Below are 19,353 nucleotides of genomic sequence, written 5' to 3' on the forward strand. Positions count from 1 at the left end.
ATGGACATCAGCATCATCGGCGCCGGCAACCTCGCCGCCGCCCGGACACGCAGCGGCCAGAACCCGGCCGCCAGCGAGGACAGCTTCGCCCGCCATCTGCAGCAGGCGGCGGGCAGCGCTCCGGCCGCCCCCGGCGCCAGCGCGGCGGATCCGGCCAGCGGTGCTGGCGCAGAGCGGTCGCCCACCGAGGCAGCACCGCCCCGGGCAGCGGCCGCCAGCCCGGCGACAGACCCGCTGCAACCCGCTCCCCTGCCGGACAACAGCGCCCTGCTCCCCCTGCCCGCCGGCCAGCCGCTGGCGGCGGCTACACCGGATGTCGCCACGGCGGAGCTGGCCGCCCGCACGGAGCAGGCTGTCGATGCCCTCGACGAGATCCGTCGGCGCCTGGCGCTGATCGAGCAGGCCGGCCAGCTGCCGACCGAGACGGCGGCGGCCTTCGCCCCCCAGCCGGCCCAGGCCGGCTGGCCACTGGCCGGAACCGGGCCGGCGCCGGCAGGCAGCCCGGCCGCGGCCACCGCCGGCGAGAGCGTGCCCAGCCTGCTCGACCGCCCCGCCCGGGCCAGCGCAAGCGGCGGGGACCCGCTGCCGCAGTCGGCGCCGCCAGCCGCCACGACCGCGAGCACCGCGGCCGCCGGCAGCGAGCAAGCCCAACCCGAAGCCTTCGCCAGCCTGGCCGCCACCGGCGATGCCCCGGCAAGCGACGGCCAGCTGTTCGGCCTGACGGCGCCCGGCGCAGCCCAGGCACAGCCCACTCCATCGGCAGCGCCGGGCGCCGCTGCGTCGGGCGCCGCCGCGTCGGGCGCCGCTGCGCCGGTCACCCTCGGCGCCCCGCTGGCCAGCCGCGAATGGCAGCAGGATCTCGGCCTGCAGCTGATCGGCCTGCACCAGCGTGGCGAACAGCAGATCGAGCTGCACCTGCACCCCAGCGAGCTGGGACCGCTGTCGGTCAGCCTCAGGCTCGGCGAGCTGGGCGCCCAGGCGCAGTTCCTCTCCGCCCATCCGCAGGTGCGCGCCGCCGTAGAACAGGCCATCCCGCAGCTGCGCGAGGCCCTGGCGGCCCAGGGCATCAGCCTGGGCGAAACCTCGGTGGGCGCGCAGCACCAGCCGCAGGGCGACCAGCAGGCCGGCAGCGGCGCGGGCAATCGCCAGAGCGCCGGCACTGCCGCCGTGGCCGACGGCGGCGACGAGCCGCGCGTGCAGGCAGCGCAGCGAGCCCTGCTCGGCCAGGTCGACCTGTACGCCTGAGCCGGCTGACGGCAAAGCCTGAAGATAGGCTCGATTGGCTGGCTTTTTCGGCCCATCGAGCCCCGTCCGCCGCCGCCATACTCGTCACCCTGTAATCCGTCCCTCGAGCGCACACCCAATGGCCAACCCCGAATCCACCGGCAAATCCACTCCCTGGCTGGTGATCGTCCTGCTGATCCTGCTCTGCTCGGGCGGCAGTGCGGCAGGCATCTACTTCCTGATGGGCAGCGGCAAGCTGAGCAGCCTGACGGGCGGCGCCGAGGCGGAGCCGAGCGCACCGGTCAAGTCGCCGACGCCGCTGTTCGTGCCGATCAGCCCGTTCACCGTCAACCTGCAGGCCGAGCCGGGCGAGCAGCGCCTGCTGTACATCGGCCTGTCGCTGAAGGTCGGCGACAAGGCCACCGAGGCCCTGCTCAAGGAGCACATGCCCGAGGTACGCAGCCGCCTGCTGATGCTGATGGCCAGCCAGAAGGCCGCCGAGCTGGTCACCCCGGCCGGCAAGGACGCCCTGACCGCGCAGATCCTCGCCCTGTTCGGCACCCCGCTGACCAGCCCGCAGCCGCCGCTGGCGATCGACGGCGTGCTGTTCTCCGACTTCATCGTGCAGTAGCGCCATGGCCCAGAACGATCTGCTCTCGCAGGAAGAGATCGACGCCCTGCTCAAGGGCGTCACCGGCGAGGACGAGTCCCAGGACAGCGAGAGCGCCGTCCAGCTGCGCGTGCGCCCCTACGATCCGGCCACCCAGCGGCGGGTGATCCGCGGCCGCCTGCCGGCCCTGGAGATCATCAACGAGCGCTTCGCCCGGCGCTTCCGCATGGCGCTGTTCAACCTGATCCGGCGCAGCGCCGACATCACCGTGGACAGCGTGCGCTACCAGAGCTACAGCGAGTTCGCCCGCAACGTGCCGGTGCCGACCAACCTCAACCTGATCGCCATGAAGCCGCTGCGCGGCACCGCGCTGGTGGTGTTCCCGCCGAGCCTGGTGTTCATGGTGGTCGACAACCTGTTCGGCGGCGATGGCCGCTTCCTCACCAAGAACGAGGGCCGCGAGTTCACCAACACCGAGCAGCGCATCATCCGCCGTCTGCTGGGGCTGGCGCTGGAGGCCTACACCGACGCCTGGCGCGCGGTCTATCCGCTGGAAATCGACTTCCTGCGCTCGGAGATGCAGGTCAAGTTCGCCAACATCACCAGCTCGCCCAACGAGATCGTGGTGAACACCACCTTCCATCTGGAAGTCGGCAACCTGGCCAGCGACTTCAACATCTGCATCCCCTACTCGATGATCGAGCCGCTGCGCGACCTGCTCAACGGGCCGCTGACCGACAGCAATCCCGCCGAGGATCGCCAGTGGAGCCAGCGCATTGCCGGCGAGATCCGCCAGTCGCAGGTGGAACTGATCGCCGACTTCGTCGAGATCCCCACCAGCATCGCGCGGATCATGGCGCTGAAGATCGGCGACGTGCTGCCCATCGAGCTGCCCGAGCAGGTCAGCGCCCGGGTCGACGGCGTGCCGGTGATGCACTGCGAATACGGCAGCCAGAACGGCCTGCGTGCCCTGCGGGTCACCCGCCTGGTCGACCACACGCCGCCCTCAGCCAAGGCTTCCGCCGATCTGTTCGCCAAGGGCGCCGTGCCTGCGGCCAAGGAATCCAACCATGACTGATCCGAACTCCCCCGAGCAATCCGGCCTCGACGCCGACTGGGCCAGCGCCATGGCCGAGCAGACCACCGCCGCGCCGGCCATCGAGGACGATCCCTGGGCCGCCGCCTTCGCCGAACAGGCCGCCGCCACGCCGCCGGCCGCCAGCGTGAAGAGCGCCGGGGAAAGCGTGTTCAAGCCGCTGGACAAGGGGCCCGGCAGCACCGGCATGCGCGACCTGGAGATGATCATGGACATCCCGGTCAAGCTCAGCGTCGAGCTCGGCCGCACGCGCATCACCATCAAGCAGCTGCTCGAACTGGCCCAGGGCTCGGTGATCGAGCTGGACGGCCTGGCCGGCGAGCCGATGGACATCCTGATCAACGGCTACCTGATCGCCCAGGGCGAGGTGGTGGTGGTGGAGGACAAGTACGGCATCCGCATCACCGAGATCATCACCCCGTCCGAACGCGTGCAGAAGCTCAACCGATGAGCAGCCTCGCTCCCGCCGAGCAGGCCGCCGGCAGCGGCGACGCCCTGCTCGGCATGGCCGCACTGGGCAAGACCGGCCTCGCCCTGCTGCTGGTGATCGGCCTGATCCTGCTGTGCAGCTGGCTGCTGCGGCGCCTCAGCGCCGGCCAGCAGCTGCCCGGCCAGCCGCTCAGGGTGCGCGGCAGCACCGCGCTGGGCCAGCGCGAGCGGGTGGTGATCGTCGAGGTCGAAGGCACCTGGCTGGTGCTCGGCGTCACCCCCGGGCAGATCAGCAAGCTGCACGAGCTGCCGGCACCGCCAGCCGCCAGCGCGCAGCCCGGCGCGGCCGTGCCCGCCGGCAGCTTCGCCGCGCGCCTGGCCCAGGCGCTCAAGCACAACCTGGGCGGCGCAGCGTCGCGCCAGCCATGATCCGTCCGCTGCGTCGCCACCTGCCGGCCCTGCTGGCGCTGCTCCTGCTGCCGGGCCTGGCCCTGGCCGAAACCGGCCTGCCCGGGGTGATCAGCAAGCCGCTGGCCGACGGCAGCCAGCAGTGGTCGCTGAGCCTGCAGAGCCTGCTGCTGCTCAGCTCGATGGCCTTCCTGCCGGCCATGCTGCTGATGATGACCGGCTTCACCCGCATCATCATCGTCCTCGGCCTGCTGCGCACCGCGCTCGGCACGCCGTCGACGCCGCCCAACCAGGTGCTGGTCGGCCTGGCGCTGTTCCTCACCTTCTTCGTCATGTCGCCGGTGCTGACCAAGGTGCACGAACAGGCCTGGCAGCCGTTCTCCCGCGACGAGATCAACTTCGAGCAGTTCATCGCCACCGGCAGCCAGCCGTTTCGCGAGTTCATGCTCGGCCAGACCCGCGAGACCGACCTGGCACTGTTCGCCCGCCTGGCCCAGGTCGGCGACATCCAGGGGCCGGAGCAGGTGCCGATGCGCGTGCTGCTGCCGGCGTTCGTCACCAGCGAGCTGAAGACCGCCTTCCAGATCGGCTTCACCATCTTCATCCCGTTCCTGATCATCGACCTCGTGGTGGCCAGCGTGCTGATGGCCCTCGGCATGATGATGGTGCCGCCGGCGACCATTTCGCTGCCGTTCAAGCTGATGCTGTTCGTGCTGGTGGACGGCTGGCAGCTGTTGATCGGCTCGCTGGCGCAGAGCTTCTATACCTGATCCGCCCACGGAGGCACCGCGATGACACCCGAATCGGTCATGGACCTCGCCTACCAGGGCATGCGCGTCACCCTGTTCATGGCCGGCCCGCTGCTGCTCACCGCGCTGCTGGTGGGCCTGTTGATCAGCCTGTTCCAGGCCGCCACCCAGATCAACGAGATGACCCTGTCGTTCATCCCCAAGATCCTCGCGGTGTTCACCGTGCTGGTGCTGGCCGGCCCCTGGATGATCAAGCTGATCGTCGACTTCACCCGCGAGCTGTTCGGCAACATCCCGCTGATGCTCGGCTGAGATGGTCGAGGTCGACTTCGCCCAGCTGCAGCAGTGGCTGACCGCCTTCTTCTGGCCGTTCGTGCGCCTGAGCGCCTTCCTCGCCGCCTCGCCGCTGTGGGGCCATTCCAGCATCCCGATGCGGGCGAAGATCGGCCTGGCCGTGCTGCTCGCGGTGCTGCTCGGGCCGACCCTGCCGCCGCTGCCGGCGGTGCCGCTGGTGTCCTGGGCGAGCCTGGGCATCGTTCTCGAGCAGACGCTGATCGGCATCGCCATCGGCCTGACCATGCGGGTGACCTTCGCCGTGGTGCAGGCCGCCGGCGAGATCATCGGCCTGCAGATGGGCCTGGGCTTCGCCAGCTTCTTCGCCCCGGACACCGGCACCAACACCATGATCCTCTCGCGGCTGCTGTACATGCTCAGCCTGCTGATGTTCCTGGCGCTGGACGGTCATCTGCTGGTGCTGGAAATCCTCGCCGGCAGCTTCACCAGCCTGCCGATCGGCCAGGCGCTGGATCTCGCCGCCGGCGAGATTCTCGTCCGCCATGCCGGGGTGATCTTCGCCTCCGGGCTGCTGCTGGCCCTGCCGCTGGTGGCGGCACTGCTGACCATCAACCTGGCGATGGGCATCCTCAACCGCGCCTCGCCGCAGCTGACCGTGTTCTCGATCGGCTTCCCGCTGACCATGCTGGTGGGCCTGGTGCTGCTGATGGTGCTGATGAACGACCTGGGGCGCTTCCTCGAGATGCTGTTCGGCGACGCCCTGCTGTTCCTGCGCCAGCTGGTGGCGAGTCTGGTGCTGGCGAACTGAACCGGCCCGCCAGCGCCGGCCATCAGATCTGCTGGAACAGCGACAGCTTCTGCACGTCGACGAAGGCCTTCTGCGCTGCCTGCAGGCCGACCTGGCGCAGGGTGTACTCGGAAATCGCCTTGTTGTAGTCGAGGTCGAGACGGTCGGAGAGCACCTGCTCGTAGTTGAGCATGCGGTTGCTGCCGACCACGTCGAGCACGTCCAGCTCGTTGAGGCGGGCGCCCACCGTGGAGCGCACCGACAGCACGTTGTCGAAACCCTTGTCCAGCGCGGCGCCGGCCTTGGCCAGGGTCGTCTGCAGGCTGGCGCGGCCGGCGTCGTCCTGCACCGGGGTGGACAGTACGTCGATCATGTCCTTGAGCGCACCGAACAGGTCGGCATCCTCGGCGCTGGCGAAGATCGCGCGGCCGTTGTCGGTGCTGGGCATCATCCGTGCCGAGTCGACGTGCTGGGCCTTGACGCCCTCGTCGCCGACGTAGCTGACCCGCCCGTCGGCATCCTGCACGAACGGCGGAGTGCCGTCCTGATGGCCGCCGAACAGGTAGCGACCGTTGCCGTCCCGGGAGTTGGCCTGGCCGACCAGCCCCTGGTAGATGCCGTTGAGTTCCTGGGCGATGGCGTTGCGGTCGGCATCGCCGAGGGTGCCGTTGCCGGCCTGGACCAGCAGGGTGCGCGCACGGACGATGAAGTCGGCGGTGCTGCTGAGCACGCTCTCCTCCTGGGACAGGCTGTTGCGCGCGCTGACCCGGGCGTTGGCGTACTGCTCGTCGACCGCCTTGGCCTGCTCGACGCCCACCGCCAGCGAGGCGGCCTGCGGATCGTCGGAGGGGTTGACCACACGGCGGCCGCTGGACAGCTGCAGGCCGGTCTTGAGGAACTCGCCCTGCTGGCGGTTGAGCGCAGAGAGGCTCTGCTCGTACATGGTGGTGGTGCTGATGCGCATCGCGCGTTACTCCGTCGGTCAGGCCCGGATGCCGAGCAGGGTGTCGAGAACGGTCGCGCCGATCTCGATGACCTTGGCGTTGGCCTGGTAGTACTGCTGGTAGCGGATCAGGTTGGCGGCCTCCTCGTCGAGGTTGACCCCCGAGTCGGCCTGCTGCAGGGCGCTGAGCTGCTCGCTGAGGCCCTGCTGGGCGTCGAGGTTGGCCGCAGCGATGCTGGTGCGGTTGCCGATGTCGCTGACGATGGCCGCGTAGCCCTGGCTCAGGGTGGCCTGGCCGCCCACCACGCTGCGCGTCTGCAGCGCCTGCAGCTGCAGGGCGTTGCGGTTGTCGCCGGAGCCGCTGCCGCCTGCCGGCTGGCCGGCGGCGATGCGCGCCGGATCGGTCAGGTTGTTGCCCAGGCGCGCCGCCGCGGCGCGGGTCGGCTGGATCAGGAAGCGGTCGCCCTCGGCCGGAGTGCCGCTGATCTGCACGCTCATGCCGCCGAAGCTCAGGGTGCCGTTGGCGCTGTCGAAGTTGGCCTCGACCGCCGTGCCGATGTCGCGGCGCACCACGCTGTAGCCGCCGGCCGTGCTCCAGCTGACGTCGTAGTCGCTGGCGGTGAGGCTGCCCAGCGCGGCCGGATCGTAGCTGGCGCTGAGCACGGCGTCGCCGCGGTTGCCGGTGTTGCTGAAGCTGACCGGCGCACCGATGGTGAAGAAGTCGCCGCCGGCCGCGCCGTAGAGATCGACGCCCTGGGCATGCTGCTGGTTGAAGGCCACCGCCAGGGATACCGCCAGCTGGCCGAGCTGGCCCTGGGTGCGGTCGAGGGTCTCGCGGCGGAAGGTCATCAGGCCGCCCAGCTCGCCGTCCTGGAAGGTGGTGTCGGGAAACTCCACCAGGTTGCCGCCCGGGTCGCGGTAGCCGACCACGAAGCGGCTGGCATCCTCGGAGGAGCGCATGGCCTCGAGCTTGAAGCTGTTGGTGCCGCTGACCAGGCTCAGGCCGTTGCCGAGGGTCAGGTTGTAGCTGCCGCCATCCTGGACGGTCAGCCGGGCGTCGATGCGCTGGCTCAGCTCGGCGACCAGTTGGTCGCGCATGTTGAGCAGGCCGTTGGGCACCTCGCCGGTCTTGGCCCTGGCCAGGGCGATCTCGCGGTTGAGGTTGGCGACCTGGCCGGCGGTGTTGTTGATCTGGGTGACCTGGTCCTTGAGCTGGCCGTTGATGCTGGTCTGCATGTCGCTCAGGTAGCCCTCGAACGCGCGGAACTGCCCGGTCAGGGTCTGCGCGGCGCCCAGCACGCCCTGACGGGCGGCCGGATCGGCCGGCGAGGCCACCACGTCCTCCAGGGCGGAGAAGAAGCTGCTCATCAGCGGCGCCAGGCCGGCCTCGCGGTCGGCCAGCAGGGTGTCGATCTGGCTGACCTGCGAGTGGTAGCTGCTCAGCGCACCGGCCACGCCGTTGCTGCGGTTGAGCTGGTTGGCGACGAACTGGTTGAACTGGCGCTCGACGTTCACCACCTCGACGCCGCCTCCGGCGAAGTGCTCGCCGACCTGGGCCAGCTGGCGGTTGTAGCCCGGGGTGTAGACGTTGCTGATGTTGTTGCTGGTGGTGGCCAGCACCGTCTGCGCGGTCTGCAGGCCGCTGACGCCGATGGAAAAGATGCTCATGAAGCCGTTCCTGTTGAACCTTGCTCGGGATATCGGCCGCGCCGCGCTGATCTTGAGTCGCCTTGCCAAGTTTCTGCCACGAGGGCGCCCGCCGGTCAGAGCTGCGCCACCTGGCGGGCCGGATCGAAGGGTGCGATGGTCGCCATCACCGCGATCAGCTTGTCGGCGTAGGCCGGGTCGGTGGCGTAGCCGCCACGCTGCAGTGCACGCGCCGCCTGGGCCGCGTCGGGCGCCTCGACCACCCCGGCGTAACGCGGGTTGTCGCCGATCAGCCGGGCGTAGTCGGTGAAGGCCGCCTCGAAGGACTCGTAGACGCGGAAACGCTCGATGCGGCTCACCGGCCGGCCGTCGACGTACTCGGTGGTACGCACTTCGGTGGTCGGCCCCTGCCAGTTGCCGCCGGCCTTGATGCCGAACAGGTTGTGGCTGTTGCCGCCGCTGGCCGTGGCGATCTCGTGGCGACCCCAGCCGGTCTCCAGCGCCGCCTGGGCGAGGATCAGCTCGGCCGGCACGCCACTGGCGCGGCTGGCCGCGCGTGCCGGCTCGTGCAGGCGGGCGACGAAGGTCGCGACATGCCCGCCGCCTTCGCCGCGGGCCTGTTCCGGCTGCCCGATCTCGGCAGCCGCGAGACTGCGCTGCGCCACCGGCGACGGGCGGGAGACGGTTTCGAGCCGCGCCAGCGGCCGCTCGGCCGCCGCCGTCCCCGCCGGCGCGGCGGCGGCCGGCTCCAGCTGCAGCGCACCGTACAGCGGCCGCGGCGTGCCGCGGGGTATGCCGGCGATCAGTCCGGCATCGTGCGCCGGTGCGGCGATGCCCGCCTGGCTGCGCAGCTGGCCTTCGATCTGCTCGGCCAGGCCGAGACCCTGGCCGGCGAGGGTCTGCGCCCACTGCTGGTCGAGCATTTCCGTGTACAGGCGGCTCTGCTGGCTGTCGAGCAGACCGGACTGCGGGCCGGCCTCGCGCATGCTCTTCAGCATCATCTGCAGGAGCACCGCCTCGAACTGGCGGCTGGCCTCGCCGAGGCCCGCGGCCGGGTCCTGGCGGGCGCTCTGCTTGAGGCGCTGCAGGCCCTGCAGGTCGAGGGCGAACTGGCCGCTCAGATCGTTGACGCTCATCAGATGATCTCCAGTTCGGCGCGCAGCGCACCGGCCGCCTTGAGCGCCTCGAGAATCGACATCAGGTCCTGCGGAGTGGCGCCCAGGGCATTCAGCGCCTTGACCACATCGAGCAGGTTGGTGCTCGGCGCCACCATGCGCAGCCCGGTGCCCTGCTGCTCGACGGTGATCTTCGAGTCCGGCACCACCACGGTCTCGCCTTCGCTGAACGGCGCCGGCTGACTGACCCTGGGCTGGTTCTCGATCACCACCGACAGGTTGCCGTGAGCCACCGCGGCGTTGTGCAGGGTGACGCTGCCGTTGAGCACCACGGCGCCGCTGCGCGAGTTGATGATGACCCTGGCCGGCGCCTCGACCGGCAGGATGTCGAGGCCCTCCAGACGGGCCATGAAGTTGACCCGGCCGTTGGGGTCGCGCGGAGCGTCGAGGAGGATCAGTCCGGCATCCTGCGCGCTGGCCACGGTGCGCCCGAAGCTGGCGTTGATGGTGCTGACCAGGCGCTGGGCGGTGCCGAAGTCGGGCTGCTTGAGCTGCAGCTCGAGCAGGCCGCGCTCGTTGCCCAGCTGCAGCGGTACCTGGCGTTCGACGGTGGCGCCGCGGGCGATCCGTCCGCCGGCCTGCTGGTTGATCTGCACGCTGCTGCCGCCGGATTCGGCACCGGCGCCGCCGACCAGCAGGTTGCCCTGGGCCAGGGCGTAGACCTCGCCGTCGATGCCCTTGAGCGGGGTCATCAGCAGGGTGCCGCCGCGCAGGCTGCGCGCATTGCCCACCGAGGACACCACCACGTCGAGGTGCTGGCCGGGCCGGGCGAAGGCCGGCAGGTCGGCGGTGACCATCACCGCAGCGATGTTGCGCAGCTGCATGTTGGTGCCCGGCGGCACGGTGATGCCCAGCTGCGACAGCATGTTGGTCAGGCTCTGTCCGGTGAACGGCGCCTGCATGGTCTGGTCGCCCGAGCCGTCCAGGCCCACCACCAGGCCGTAGCCGACCAGGGCGTTGCTGCGCACCCCGGAGAATTCGGCCAGGTCGCGCAGCCGCTCGGCGCGGGCGCTGCCGGCGGCGCAGAGCACGAGCAGCAGCATCAGCAGGCGGGCGGGAAGCGGGATATTCAGTCGCATGGCGGTCGCGGCCCCATCAGAACGGCGAGATGTTGAGGAAGAAGCGCTGCAGCCAGCCCATGGTCTGGGCCTCGTTGATGTAGCCGTCGCCGACGTACTCGATGCGCGCATCGGCCACCTGGGTCGAGGGCACGGTGTTCTGCACGGTGATGGCGCGCGGATTGACCACCCCGGAGAAGCGGATGAACTCGGTGCCCTGGTTGATGGCGATCTGCTTCTCGCCGCGCACGCGCAGGTTGCCGTTGGCCATCACCTCCAGCACCGACACGGTGATGGTGCCGTTGAAGGAGTTGTTGGCCTTGGCGCCGCCACTGCCGGCGAACACGTTTTCCCCCTCGAGCTCCGTCGCCCACTCGGACAGCTTGCTGAGCTTGTCGGGCACGGTGATCGGGGTCAGGCTGGCCGAACCGTTGCGACTGGCGTTGGCGGCGGCATTCTTGCTGGCGCTGACCTGCTCGTTGAGCACCACAGTGAGGATGTCGCCGACCATGCGCGGGCGGCGGTCCTCGAACAGCGGCTGGAAGCCCTGGCGCGACTGGTAGATCGAACCATTGGCCTGCGGCAGCGGGCGCTCGGGAATCTGCACCCGCTCCTGCTCGCCGACCACCGAAGGCCGCGGCAGCTGGGCGCAGCCGCTGGCCAGCAGCGCGGCCAGCAGGACGGCAGCGGTCGCGCGGGAGGTACGCATCACAGCTGGGCCAGCCGCGCCAGCATCTCGTCGGAGGTCTCCACGGCCTTGCTGTTGATCTCGTAGGCGCGCTGGGTCTGGATCATGCTGACCATCTCCTCCACCACGTTGACGTTGGAGGTCTCCACGTAGCCCTGGTAGAGCACACCGGTGCCGTTCAGGCCGGGCACGTTCTCGTTGGGCGCCCCGGAGCTGTCGGTTTCCAGGTAGAGGTTCTCGCCGATGCTCTGCAGCCCCGGCGGGTTGATGAAGGTAGCCAGAGTCAGCTGGCCCACCTGGCGACTCTGGGTGCTGCCCGGCTCGGTGATCGAGACGATGCCGTCCTGGGCCACCGTCACCGACAGGGCGTTGTCGGGGATGGTGATGCTCGGCTGCAGCGGGTAGCCGCTGGCGGTGACCAGTTGGCCGTCGCGGTCGATCTGGAAGCTGCCGTCGCGGGTATAGGCGGTGGTGCCGTCGCTGCGCAGCACCTGGAAGAAGCCGTTGCCGTTGATCGCCAGATCCCGCGAGTTCTCGGTGTTCTGCAGGCTGCCCTGGCTGTGGATGCGCTCGGTGGCCACCGGGCGCACGCCGGTGCCGATCTGCAGGCCGGACGGCAGACTGGTCTGCGCGGTGCTGCTGGCGCCGGGCTGGCGCAGGTTCTGGTACAGCAGGTCCTCGAACACCGCGCGCGAGCGCTTGAAGCCATTGGTGCTGACGTTGGCCAGGTTGTTGGCGATCACGTCCAGCTGGACCTGTTGCGATTCCAGGCCGGTCTTGGCCGTCCACAGCGATCTGATCATCGGAATTCCTCGGGATTGGGTGGGTCGCCAGGGCCTCAGCCCTGCAGCGACAGCAGGCTGTTGGCGCGCTGGGCGTTCTCGTCGGCGCTGCCGATCACCTTCATCTGCATGTCGTAGCGGCGGGCGTTGTCGATCATCGCCACCATCGCCTCGGTGGGGCTGACGTTGCTGCCCTCCAGGGCGCCGGGGGTCAGCCGCTGGTTGTCGTCGGCCGGCAGCGTGGCGCCGACGCCGTTGGCGTCCGGCTGGCTGCGGAACAGGCCGTCCTCGCCACGCACCAGGCTGCCCGGGGCGGCGGCAACCAGCTTGAGGCGACCGACCTCGGCGATGCTCTCCGGCCCCTGGCCTTCGCCGATCGCGCTGATGGTGCCGTCGACGCCCATGCTCAGGGTGCTGCCCAGCGGCACGATCAGCGGGCCGCCCTCGCCGATCACCGGGCGGCCGAGGATGGTGACCATGCCGGTGGCATCCATCTGCAGATCGCCGCGCCGGGTGTAGGCCTCGCTGCCATCGGGCGCCTGCACGGCCAGCCAGGCGTCGCCGCGCAGGGCGACATCCAGTTCGCGTCCGGTGCCGGATACCGGCCCCGCGCTGAAGTCGGCGGCCGGCGTGCTGGCCACGGTCAGCGTGCGGGTGGCCAGGCCGGCGCCCTCCACGGGCACCGCCTGCATGGCCATCAGCTCGCCGCGGAAGCCCGGAGTGGCGGCGTTGGCCAGGTTGTGGCTGACCGCCGCCTGCTGCTCGAGGGTGAAGCGCGCCGCGCTCATCGCGGTATAGAGGATGCGATCCATGGCTCAGTCCGGTCAGCGCAGGTTGACTGCCTGCTGCAGCACTTCGTCCTGCAGCTTGATGGTCTGGGCGTTGGCCTGGAAGTTGCGCTGGGCAATGATCAGCGCCACCAGCTCCTTGGTCAGATCGACGTTGGAGGACTCCACCACGCCGGCCTCGATGTCGCCGAACAGGCCGGTACCGGCCTCGCCGATCAGCGCCTGGCCGGAATCGCTGGTCTCCACCCAGCCGCCACCGACCGGAGTCAGGCCCTCCGGGTTGCGGAAGTTGGCCATGCCGATGGTGCCTAGCACCTGGGTCCGCTCGTTGGAGTAGTTGCCGATGACCTGGCCCTTCTTGTCGACGCTGATGCCCACCAGGCTGCCGGAGGTGTAGCCATCCTGGTTGAGGCTGCCCAGCTCGAACTCGTTGGCGAACTGGGTGCTGCCGGCGACGTTGAGCTTGAAGCTCATGTCGTTGGCACCATTGGTCAACGCGAAGCTGATCGGAGTCGCGTCATAGGGCGCCTGCAGCGGCCCGCTGGTGACGGTGCCGTCCGGCGCGGTATGGATCGCCGTGCTGCTGGCCAGCAGGCCGTTGCTGTCGAAGGTCAACCGGGTGGAGTCGGAGGAAAACTCCTGCCCCGCCGGGGTGGCGCGCGCGGTCTTCACGTCCCAGGTATTGACCCCAGTCTTGATGAAGTACAGGGTCAGCGTCTGCGGCGTGCCCTGGGAGTCGAACACTGTGGCGCCGTTGGCGTAGGAATAGGTGCTGGACTTGAGCGGGTCGAAGGCCGCCGGATCCAGACTCGGCAGGGTGGCGTCCAGATTCAGGGTGGCCTTGATCTCGCTGGTCGCCTTGGCCGGCAGGCCGGACGCGGAGATGTTCAGCTGCTGCAGCTGGCCGCCGTTGCCGGCCGCCCCCGGGTAGCCGGTCAGGCGGCCGCCCTGGGCGTTCTCCAGGTAGCCATCCGGAGTCATGGTCAACTGGCCGTTGCGCGCATAGACGATCTGCTCGCCCATGTCGAAGCGCAGGAAGCCGCCGCCACTGATCGCCAGGTCGAGGTTGCGCCCGGTGGCTTCCAGGTTGCCGTCCTTGAAGTTCTGCTGCACCCCGGCGACGCTGACGCCCAGACCGACCTTGGCCCCGGCGTACACATCGGCGAACTGCATGCTCGCGCTCTTGTAGCCGATGGTCTGCGAGTTGGCGATGTTGTTGCCCATCACGTCGAGGTTCTTGGATGCCGCGTTGAGACCGCTGAGTGCCTGCGAAAAGCCCATTGCTTGACTCCCTGGCGCAGTGGCTGACCGCCAGCTGCGCGAATGCAACGATGAAAAGGTGGTTAGAGGATCTGGCGGATGTCCTGCAGACCGACCCGCCCCAGGGTGGCGCCGAGGTCGATCTGCGGACCGCTGGCGCCGCTGCTCACGCCACCGACCCGGGCATAGGTGAGCACGGTGGCCGGCTGGGCCTGCTCGTCGGCGAGGGCCTCGACGGCCACCCGGTAGGCGCCATCCGGCGCCACGCTGCCGTCATTGAGGGTGCCGTCCCAGACGAACGACTCGACCCCCGCCGGCAGGGCACCGAGGTCGAACTGGCGCACCAGCTGGCCGGCGCCGTCGTAGATGCTGACCTTGACCTGATCGGCTGCGCGGCCGAGTTCGACACCGAACGGGGTGGTCTCGCCGCTGCCGACCAGCACGCGGTCGCCCGGCACCAGCACGCCGCGGCCGATCAGCGCCGAGGCCTGCAGGGTCTGCCCGGCGTCGATCTGCCCGGTGATGCCCTTGAGGGTCTCGTTGAGTTCCTCGATGCCGCTCAGGGTGTTGACCTGCGCCAGCTGCGAGGTCATCTCCGCGTTCTCCATCGGCTTGAGCGGATCCTGGTTCTGCAGCTGGGTGACCAGCAGGGTCATGAAGTTCGAGCGCAGATCGTCGGCCTTCTTCTGCTCGCTGACGCCGGCCGAACTGCCGCCGCCGTTGATCGAGCTGATGACCGAACTGTCGATGGTGTTGCTCATGCCGGCGCTCCTCAGCTGTCGCCCAGGGTCAGGGTCTTGAGCATCAGCTGCTTGCTGGTGCTCATCACCTCGACGTTGGCCTGGTAGGAGCGCGAGGCGGAGATCATGTTGACCATCTCGTTGACCGGCTCGACGTTCGGCAGGGTCACGTAGCCCCGCTCGTCCGCCAGCGGGTGCCCCGGGCGGTATTCCATGCGCATCGGCGCATCGTCCTCGATCACCTGCGCCACCTTCACTCCGCCGACGCCCTGGCTGTCGCCCCCCTGCGCCTCGAAGATCACCTGCTTGGCGCGGTAGGCCTGGCCGTCCGGCCCGCTGACGCTGTCGGCATTGGCCAGGTTGCTGGCGGTGACGTTCATGCGCTGGGACTGCGCGCTGAGCGCGGAACTGGAAATGCTGAAGATGTTGAACATGGTCATGGCGGCTTACTCGGGCTGCAGGGCGGTCTTCAGCCCCTGGATGCGGCTGTTCATCAGGGTCAGGCTGACCTGGTAGCGCATCGCGTTGTCGGCGAACTCGCCGCGCTCCAGATCCATGTCCACCGTGTTGCCGTCCATGCTGGGCTGGCCGGGAATGCGGTAGAGCAGCTCGCGCTCGCTGGCCAGACCGCCGAGGCGGCCGCTCAGGTGACGGGCATCGGTGGTTCTCAGCGCCTGGGGGCCGGCAGCCGGCTGCGCCTGGGCGGCCCTGGCCAGCTCCGCGGCAAAATCGAAGTCCCGCGCCTTGAAGTTGGGCGTATCGGCATTGGCGATGTTGTTGGCCAGCACCTGCTGACGCTCGGCACGCAAGCCCAGCGCCAGCTGGTGCATGCGCAGCGCACCGTCGAGCTTGTCGATCATGCGGACGTCCTCCGCGCCACTCGGCGCACAAGGGAAAGTTGTTCAGGACACAGAATAGGGGGGCGGCCGTCAGCGCAAAGGTGCGAACAGGCCGGTATTTACCGTTCAATTTCCGTCTTGGCTGCCGGCCGGCCTGCCTAGAATCTGGCCCTCCCGCTTGCCTCGAGGCGCCGCCATGCCGCGTCCCTTCCACCTTTCGCGCGGCCTGACCGGCCTCGCCGGGCTGCTCGCCCTGCTGCTGGCCGGTGCGCCGTCAGCCGCGGAAAGCGACCCGGTGGCTGTCGCGATCCATGACTTCCTCCGCCGCGAAGCCGCCCGTCCGGATCGCCAGGTGACCGTGGCGGTGGCGTCCGTCGCCGCGCACCTGCCGCCCTGCGCCCAGCCGCAACCCTTCCTGCCCCAGCCCACCCAGCGCCTGCTGGGCCGCGTCGCCGTCGGCGTACGCTGCGGCGACGGCGCCACCCGCTACCGGCAGGCGACGATCACGATCCACGCCGCCTACCCCGTCGCCCGCCGGGCGCTGGCGGCCGGCGAAGTGGTCACCGCCGAGCTGCTCGAACTGCAGCAGGGCGACCTCGGCCGCCTGCCGCGGCATGCCGCGCTGGACGCCGAGCAGGTCATCGGCCGCGAGCTGACCCGGGCGCTGGGCAAGGGCAGCCCGCTGCCGGTCAACGCCCTGCGCAGCGTGCCGCTGGTCGAGCGCGGCGCCCGCGTCCGGGTCGAGGCGCGCGCCGGCGGTTTCGTGGCCAGCCGCGAGGGCACCGCCCTGGACAGCGGCGGCCAGGGCGACGAGATCCGCATCCGCACCGAGACCGGCGCCGTCCTGCGCGCCCGCGTGCACAGCCGCAATCTGCTGACGGTCGATTTCTAACCCGCTTGCTCCAGGCGCATAATCTGCGACACGGAGCGCACTTTCCCGCGAACCGGGCACTCAAGTCGGCCCGCCGCGGGCCGATAGTGAAGACAGGCACCACGCAAGGGAGGTTTCCCGTGAAGATCGACAGCTCACAGCCACCGGCTCGCCCGCTTGCCACCTCGGGCAAGGAGCCGGCAACCCACGCCCAGCGCGCCCAGGCGGCGTCAGCGGACCAGTCACCGTCCACGGTGACCCACCTCAGCACGTCCGACAACCGCTCGGGCAGCGAGGATATCGACCTGGCGCGCGTCGCCGAACTGCGCCAGGCCATCCGCGAGGGTCGCCTGGAAATCGATGCCGAGCGCATCGCCGATGGCCTGATCGCCAGCGTGCGCGAACAGCTCGAGCAGAACTGACCCGTATTCCGGAGCCCGCATGAGCCTGGCCAAGCATCTCGCCCGCCAATCCGCCACCCTGGCGCAGTTCATCCTCCTGCTCGAAGACGAGCAGCGCGCCCTGGCCCAGGGCCAGGTGGACGGCCAGCGCCTGAGCGAACTGGCCGCCAGCAAACAGGCGCTGCTGGACACGCTCGAACAGCTGGAGGCGCAACGCCGGCACGCCCAGCTCCGCCTCGGCTATGGCGACGATCGCCAGGGAGCGGCACGTGCCGCCGCCGACGCCGGCTGCCTCGACAGCTGGCAGCAGCTGCTCGTCCAGGCCAGCCGGGCACAGCAGCTCAACCGTCGCAATGGCGACGGCATCCGCGCGCGCCTGGAGCAGAACCAGCGCATGCTCAACTTCCTTCGCGAGGCTGGCGGCAGCGGACTCTACGGCCCGGACGGCCAGTCCCGCCATGGGCGGCACGGCGCCCTCGCCTCCCGCGCCTGAATCACACCACCGCGCCACCCCCAGCAGATTCCGGACCAGCGCAGTCACAGAAGCGCAACATTCAAGTGATATCAATCCGGCATCACTTGTGATCCGGTAACTTGCATGCTCTCCCGTCTCAACATCGCCGCCCGCCTGCACCTGGCATTCGGCGGCATCGTCCTCCTGCTGGTCGCCGCCACCGTCGTTGGCGTACAGGGGCTGGCCACCCAGAAGCGCACCGCCAACGAACTGCTGCATGTCGACATGGCGCTCCTGCAGAACGCCGCCGAAGTGCGCCGGCTGACCCTCGAGGGACGCCGCATCGAGAAGAGCCTGTTCCTCAACGTCAGCAACCCGCAGGCGGTGCAGAACTACAAGCAGCAGTGGGACGCCACCCACCAGGAGCTGACCGCGACCTTGCAGCAGGGCGTCGGCCTGGCGCCCGACAGCAGTCTGGGCAAGTTGTACAGCCAGTCGGCCACCCTGCTGGACGCCTATCACTTCGGCTTCAGCGGCGTCTATGAGCGGATCGCCGCCGGTGAGATCAGCGATCCGGCCATCGCCGACATGGTCTTCGGCCAGTTCAACGACGAGATCCAGCAGCTGGACCAGCAGGCCATCGCCATCGCCCAGGCCGCGCAACGGCTGGCGGCCAGCGCCGACGACAGGATCGAACAGCAGCACCGCAATGCCCTGGCCGGCCTGCTGGCGTTTGCCGCCCTCGCCGTGCTGATCGCCGGGATCATGGCCGTGCGCATCAGCCACGGCATCATCGCCCCGCTGCGCAGCGCCCTGGAGGCCACCCGCCGGGTCGCCGAGGGCGACCTGACCCAGGCCATCCACGGCAACACCCACGACGAGACCGGCCAGCTGCTCGAAGCCATGGGCGAAACCAACCGCAAACTCTCGGATCTGGTCGCCTCGCTGCATGACAACAGCGACCAGGTGTTCGCCAGCGCCCACGAGGTCCTCCTCGGCAGCCAGGAGTTGGCCGCGCGCACCGACGAGCAGGTGGCCGCCCTGCAGCAGACGGCCTCGAGCATGGAGCAGATCACCGCCCTGGTGCAGCAGAACAGCGAGTCCACCGAGCAGGCCAGCCGCCTGGCCGCGGCGGCCGCCGCCACGGCACAAAGCGGCGGCCGGGACGTCGAGCAGAGCATCCGTCTCATGCAGGAACTGGCCTCCAGCTCGCAGAAGATCAACGACATCATCCAGGTCATCGACTCCATCGCCTTCCAGACCAACATCCTCGCCCTCAACGCCTCGGTCGAGGCCGCCCGGGCCGGCGAACAGGGCCGCGGCTTCGCCGTGGTGGCCGCCGAGGTACGCAGCCTGGCCAGCCGCAGCGCCGCCTCGGCCAGCGAGATTCGCCAGCTGATCGAGACGATCTCCACCAAGATCGGCCATGGCGTGCACCAGGCCGAGCACAGCGGCCAGACCATCCGTGAAACCGTCGTCTCGATCGGCCAGCTCTCGACGCTGATGCAGGAGATCGCCAGCGCCACCCGCGAACAGAGCGCCGGCATCGGCCAGATCAATACCGCGATCAACCAGCTGGACAGCACCACCCAGCAGAACGCCACCCTGACCGAACAATCCCGGGCCGCCGTCGCCACCCTGGAAGACCAGGCGAGCCAGATGAGGCAACTGGTCGCCAACTTCAGGACCGAGGCCATGGCGAACGACACCGAGCACATGACCGCCTCGAACCTGGGAATCGGCTCGCCCGCTGCCGCTGGGCTTGCCTGGGCGTAGATCGTTGCCGAGGCGGGCTCAGGCAGCCGGCTGCCTCAAGCCAGCGATGCCTCGGTGGAGTCAGGTCGCCTTCCGTTGCGAGGCGCAACCGATGCGCGCATTCAACGTCACGCCATCGGACGTCCATACACTCGACGATGTCCAGCTCCGCCAGCTGGGCTTCCGGCTTGTGCGCGAAGTACTGACCGCCCTGTCGCAGCGGCCAGCCCCCAGCGGCTGAAGGGGCGAACAAGTGGCACAGCGACACGCCTTCGCTGGACAGCTCTTCGGCAACATGCGGGATATAGGCTTGCTTGACATAAAATATACTTTCATATTTTATATCCATAAAGCC

General features: G+C 69.4%; 23 protein-coding genes. 12 read left to right on the top strand and 11 right to left on the bottom strand.

The genetic code is table 11. From position 1 onward, the window contains the following. From SK095_RS05590 to fliR, 8 genes are all read left to right on the top strand, one after another. Positions 1-1,245, top strand: coding sequence for a flagellar hook-length control protein FliK (locus SK095_RS05590; protein WP_320548173.1), 1,245 nt, complete (start codon positions 1-3; stop codon positions 1,243-1,245). Between the two features lie 118 nt (positions 1,246-1,363). Then, on the top strand, positions 1,364-1,855 hold the full coding sequence (fliL, locus tag SK095_RS05595) for a flagellar basal body-associated protein FliL (protein ID WP_320548174.1): 492 nt from the start codon (positions 1,364-1,366) through the stop codon (positions 1,853-1,855). A 4-nt stretch (positions 1,856-1,859) separates the two neighbouring features. Next, entirely contained in the window at positions 1,860-2,912 is a 1,053-nt protein-coding gene (gene fliM / locus SK095_RS05600; RefSeq protein ID WP_136491566.1) for a flagellar motor switch protein FliM, read from the top strand. Next, positions 2,905-3,381, top strand: coding sequence for a flagellar motor switch protein FliN (gene fliN / locus SK095_RS05605; protein ID WP_136491565.1), 477 nt, complete (start codon positions 2,905-2,907; stop codon positions 3,379-3,381). Before fliM ends, fliN begins: the two co-directional genes overlap by 8 nt. Further along, on the top strand, positions 3,378-3,788 hold the full coding sequence (gene fliO / locus SK095_RS05610; protein WP_320548175.1) for a flagellar biosynthetic protein FliO: 411 nt from the start codon (positions 3,378-3,380) through the stop codon (positions 3,786-3,788). Before fliN ends, fliO begins: the two co-directional genes overlap by 4 nt. After that, positions 3,785-4,537 (top strand): flagellar type III secretion system pore protein FliP, encoded by a 753-nt coding sequence (gene fliP / locus SK095_RS05615; RefSeq protein WP_136491563.1) that lies wholly within the window; start codon positions 3,785-3,787, stop codon positions 4,535-4,537. Before fliO ends, fliP begins: the two co-directional genes overlap by 4 nt. A 21-nt stretch (positions 4,538-4,558) precedes the next feature. Continuing rightward, positions 4,559-4,828: a flagellar biosynthesis protein FliQ gene (fliQ, locus tag SK095_RS05620; RefSeq protein ID WP_090347761.1), complete on the top strand. Its 270-nt coding sequence runs from the start codon at positions 4,559-4,561 to the stop codon at positions 4,826-4,828. A gap of 1 nt (position 4,829) precedes the next feature. Beyond that, positions 4,830-5,618, top strand: coding sequence for a flagellar biosynthetic protein FliR (fliR, locus tag SK095_RS05625; RefSeq protein WP_320548176.1), 789 nt, complete (start codon positions 4,830-4,832; stop codon positions 5,616-5,618). Positions 5,619-5,640: 22 nt separating this feature from the next. Here the strand turns inward: fliR and flgL are convergent, their stop codons facing one another. The 11 genes from flgL to flgB form a co-directional block, all read right to left on the bottom strand. Further along, positions 5,641-6,561, bottom strand: coding sequence for a flagellar hook-associated protein FlgL (gene flgL, locus SK095_RS05630; protein WP_136491561.1), 921 nt, complete (start codon positions 6,559-6,561; stop codon positions 5,641-5,643). Positions 6,562-6,579: 18 nt separating this feature from the next. After that, positions 6,580-8,208, bottom strand: coding sequence for a flagellar hook-associated protein FlgK (gene flgK, locus SK095_RS05635; protein WP_136491560.1), 1,629 nt, complete (start codon positions 8,206-8,208; stop codon positions 6,580-6,582). Between the two features lie 95 nt (positions 8,209-8,303). Further along, on the bottom strand, positions 8,304-9,323 hold the full coding sequence (flgJ, locus tag SK095_RS05640; protein ID WP_320548177.1) for a flagellar assembly peptidoglycan hydrolase FlgJ: 1,020 nt from the start codon (positions 9,321-9,323) through the stop codon (positions 8,304-8,306). Beyond that, on the bottom strand, positions 9,323-10,441 hold the full coding sequence (locus tag SK095_RS05645) for a flagellar basal body P-ring protein FlgI (protein ID WP_136490875.1): 1,119 nt from the start codon (positions 10,439-10,441) through the stop codon (positions 9,323-9,325). The genes flgJ and SK095_RS05645 overlap by 1 nt, the downstream gene beginning before the upstream one ends. Before the next feature lie 16 nt (positions 10,442-10,457). Next, a complete protein-coding gene (locus tag SK095_RS05650; protein ID WP_320548178.1) occupies positions 10,458-11,129 on the bottom strand; it encodes a flagellar basal body L-ring protein FlgH in 672 nt (223 codons plus the stop codon). Beyond that, positions 11,129-11,911, bottom strand: coding sequence for a flagellar basal-body rod protein FlgG (gene flgG / locus SK095_RS05655; protein ID WP_136490877.1), 783 nt, complete (start codon positions 11,909-11,911; stop codon positions 11,129-11,131). The genes SK095_RS05650 and flgG overlap by 1 nt, the downstream gene beginning before the upstream one ends. Before the next feature lie 35 nt (positions 11,912-11,946). Beyond that, the gene (locus SK095_RS05660; protein WP_320548179.1) at positions 11,947-12,702 is read right to left on the bottom strand and encodes a flagellar basal body rod protein FlgF; all 756 of its coding nucleotides are present in this window, start codon (positions 12,700-12,702) and stop codon (positions 11,947-11,949) included. Between the two features lie 12 nt (positions 12,703-12,714). After that, the gene (gene flgE, locus SK095_RS05665) at positions 12,715-13,959 is read right to left on the bottom strand and encodes a flagellar hook protein FlgE (RefSeq protein ID WP_320548180.1); all 1,245 of its coding nucleotides are present in this window, start codon (positions 13,957-13,959) and stop codon (positions 12,715-12,717) included. 62 nt (positions 13,960-14,021) lie between these two features. Further along, positions 14,022-14,699 (bottom strand): flagellar hook assembly protein FlgD, encoded by a 678-nt coding sequence (gene flgD / locus SK095_RS05670; RefSeq protein WP_320548181.1) that lies wholly within the window; start codon positions 14,697-14,699, stop codon positions 14,022-14,024. A gap of 11 nt (positions 14,700-14,710) precedes the next feature. Then, positions 14,711-15,118: a flagellar basal body rod protein FlgC gene (gene flgC, locus SK095_RS05675; RefSeq protein ID WP_201487592.1), complete on the bottom strand. Its 408-nt coding sequence runs from the start codon at positions 15,116-15,118 to the stop codon at positions 14,711-14,713. A gap of 6 nt (positions 15,119-15,124) precedes the next feature. Continuing rightward, complete coding sequence (gene flgB / locus SK095_RS05680) at positions 15,125-15,538, bottom strand: flagellar basal body rod protein FlgB (RefSeq protein ID WP_136490882.1); 414 nt, start codon at positions 15,536-15,538, stop codon at positions 15,125-15,127. 175 nt (positions 15,539-15,713) lie between these two features. Here flgB and flgA point away from each other — a divergent pair, with 175 nt between their 5' ends. From flgA to SK095_RS05700, 4 genes are all read left to right on the top strand, one after another. After that, positions 15,714-16,409, top strand: coding sequence for a flagellar basal body P-ring formation chaperone FlgA (flgA, locus tag SK095_RS05685; protein WP_320548182.1), 696 nt, complete (start codon positions 15,714-15,716; stop codon positions 16,407-16,409). A gap of 119 nt (positions 16,410-16,528) precedes the next feature. Then, a complete protein-coding gene (flgM, locus tag SK095_RS05690) occupies positions 16,529-16,810 on the top strand; it encodes a flagellar biosynthesis anti-sigma factor FlgM (protein WP_136490884.1) in 282 nt (93 codons plus the stop codon). Between the two features lie 19 nt (positions 16,811-16,829). After that, positions 16,830-17,282, top strand: a complete 453-nt coding sequence (locus SK095_RS05695) for a flagellar protein FlgN (RefSeq protein WP_320548183.1) — start codon at positions 16,830-16,832, stop codon at positions 17,280-17,282. Positions 17,283-17,387: 105 nt separating this feature from the next. Then, a complete protein-coding gene (locus SK095_RS05700; protein ID WP_320548184.1) occupies positions 17,388-19,019 on the top strand; it encodes a methyl-accepting chemotaxis protein in 1,632 nt (543 codons plus the stop codon). The last annotated feature ends 334 nt before the right edge of the window (positions 19,020-19,353 follow it).

The organism is Pseudomonas sp. AN-1 (genome assembly GCF_034057115.1).
Classification (GTDB): domain Bacteria; phylum Pseudomonadota; class Gammaproteobacteria; order Pseudomonadales; family Pseudomonadaceae; genus Geopseudomonas.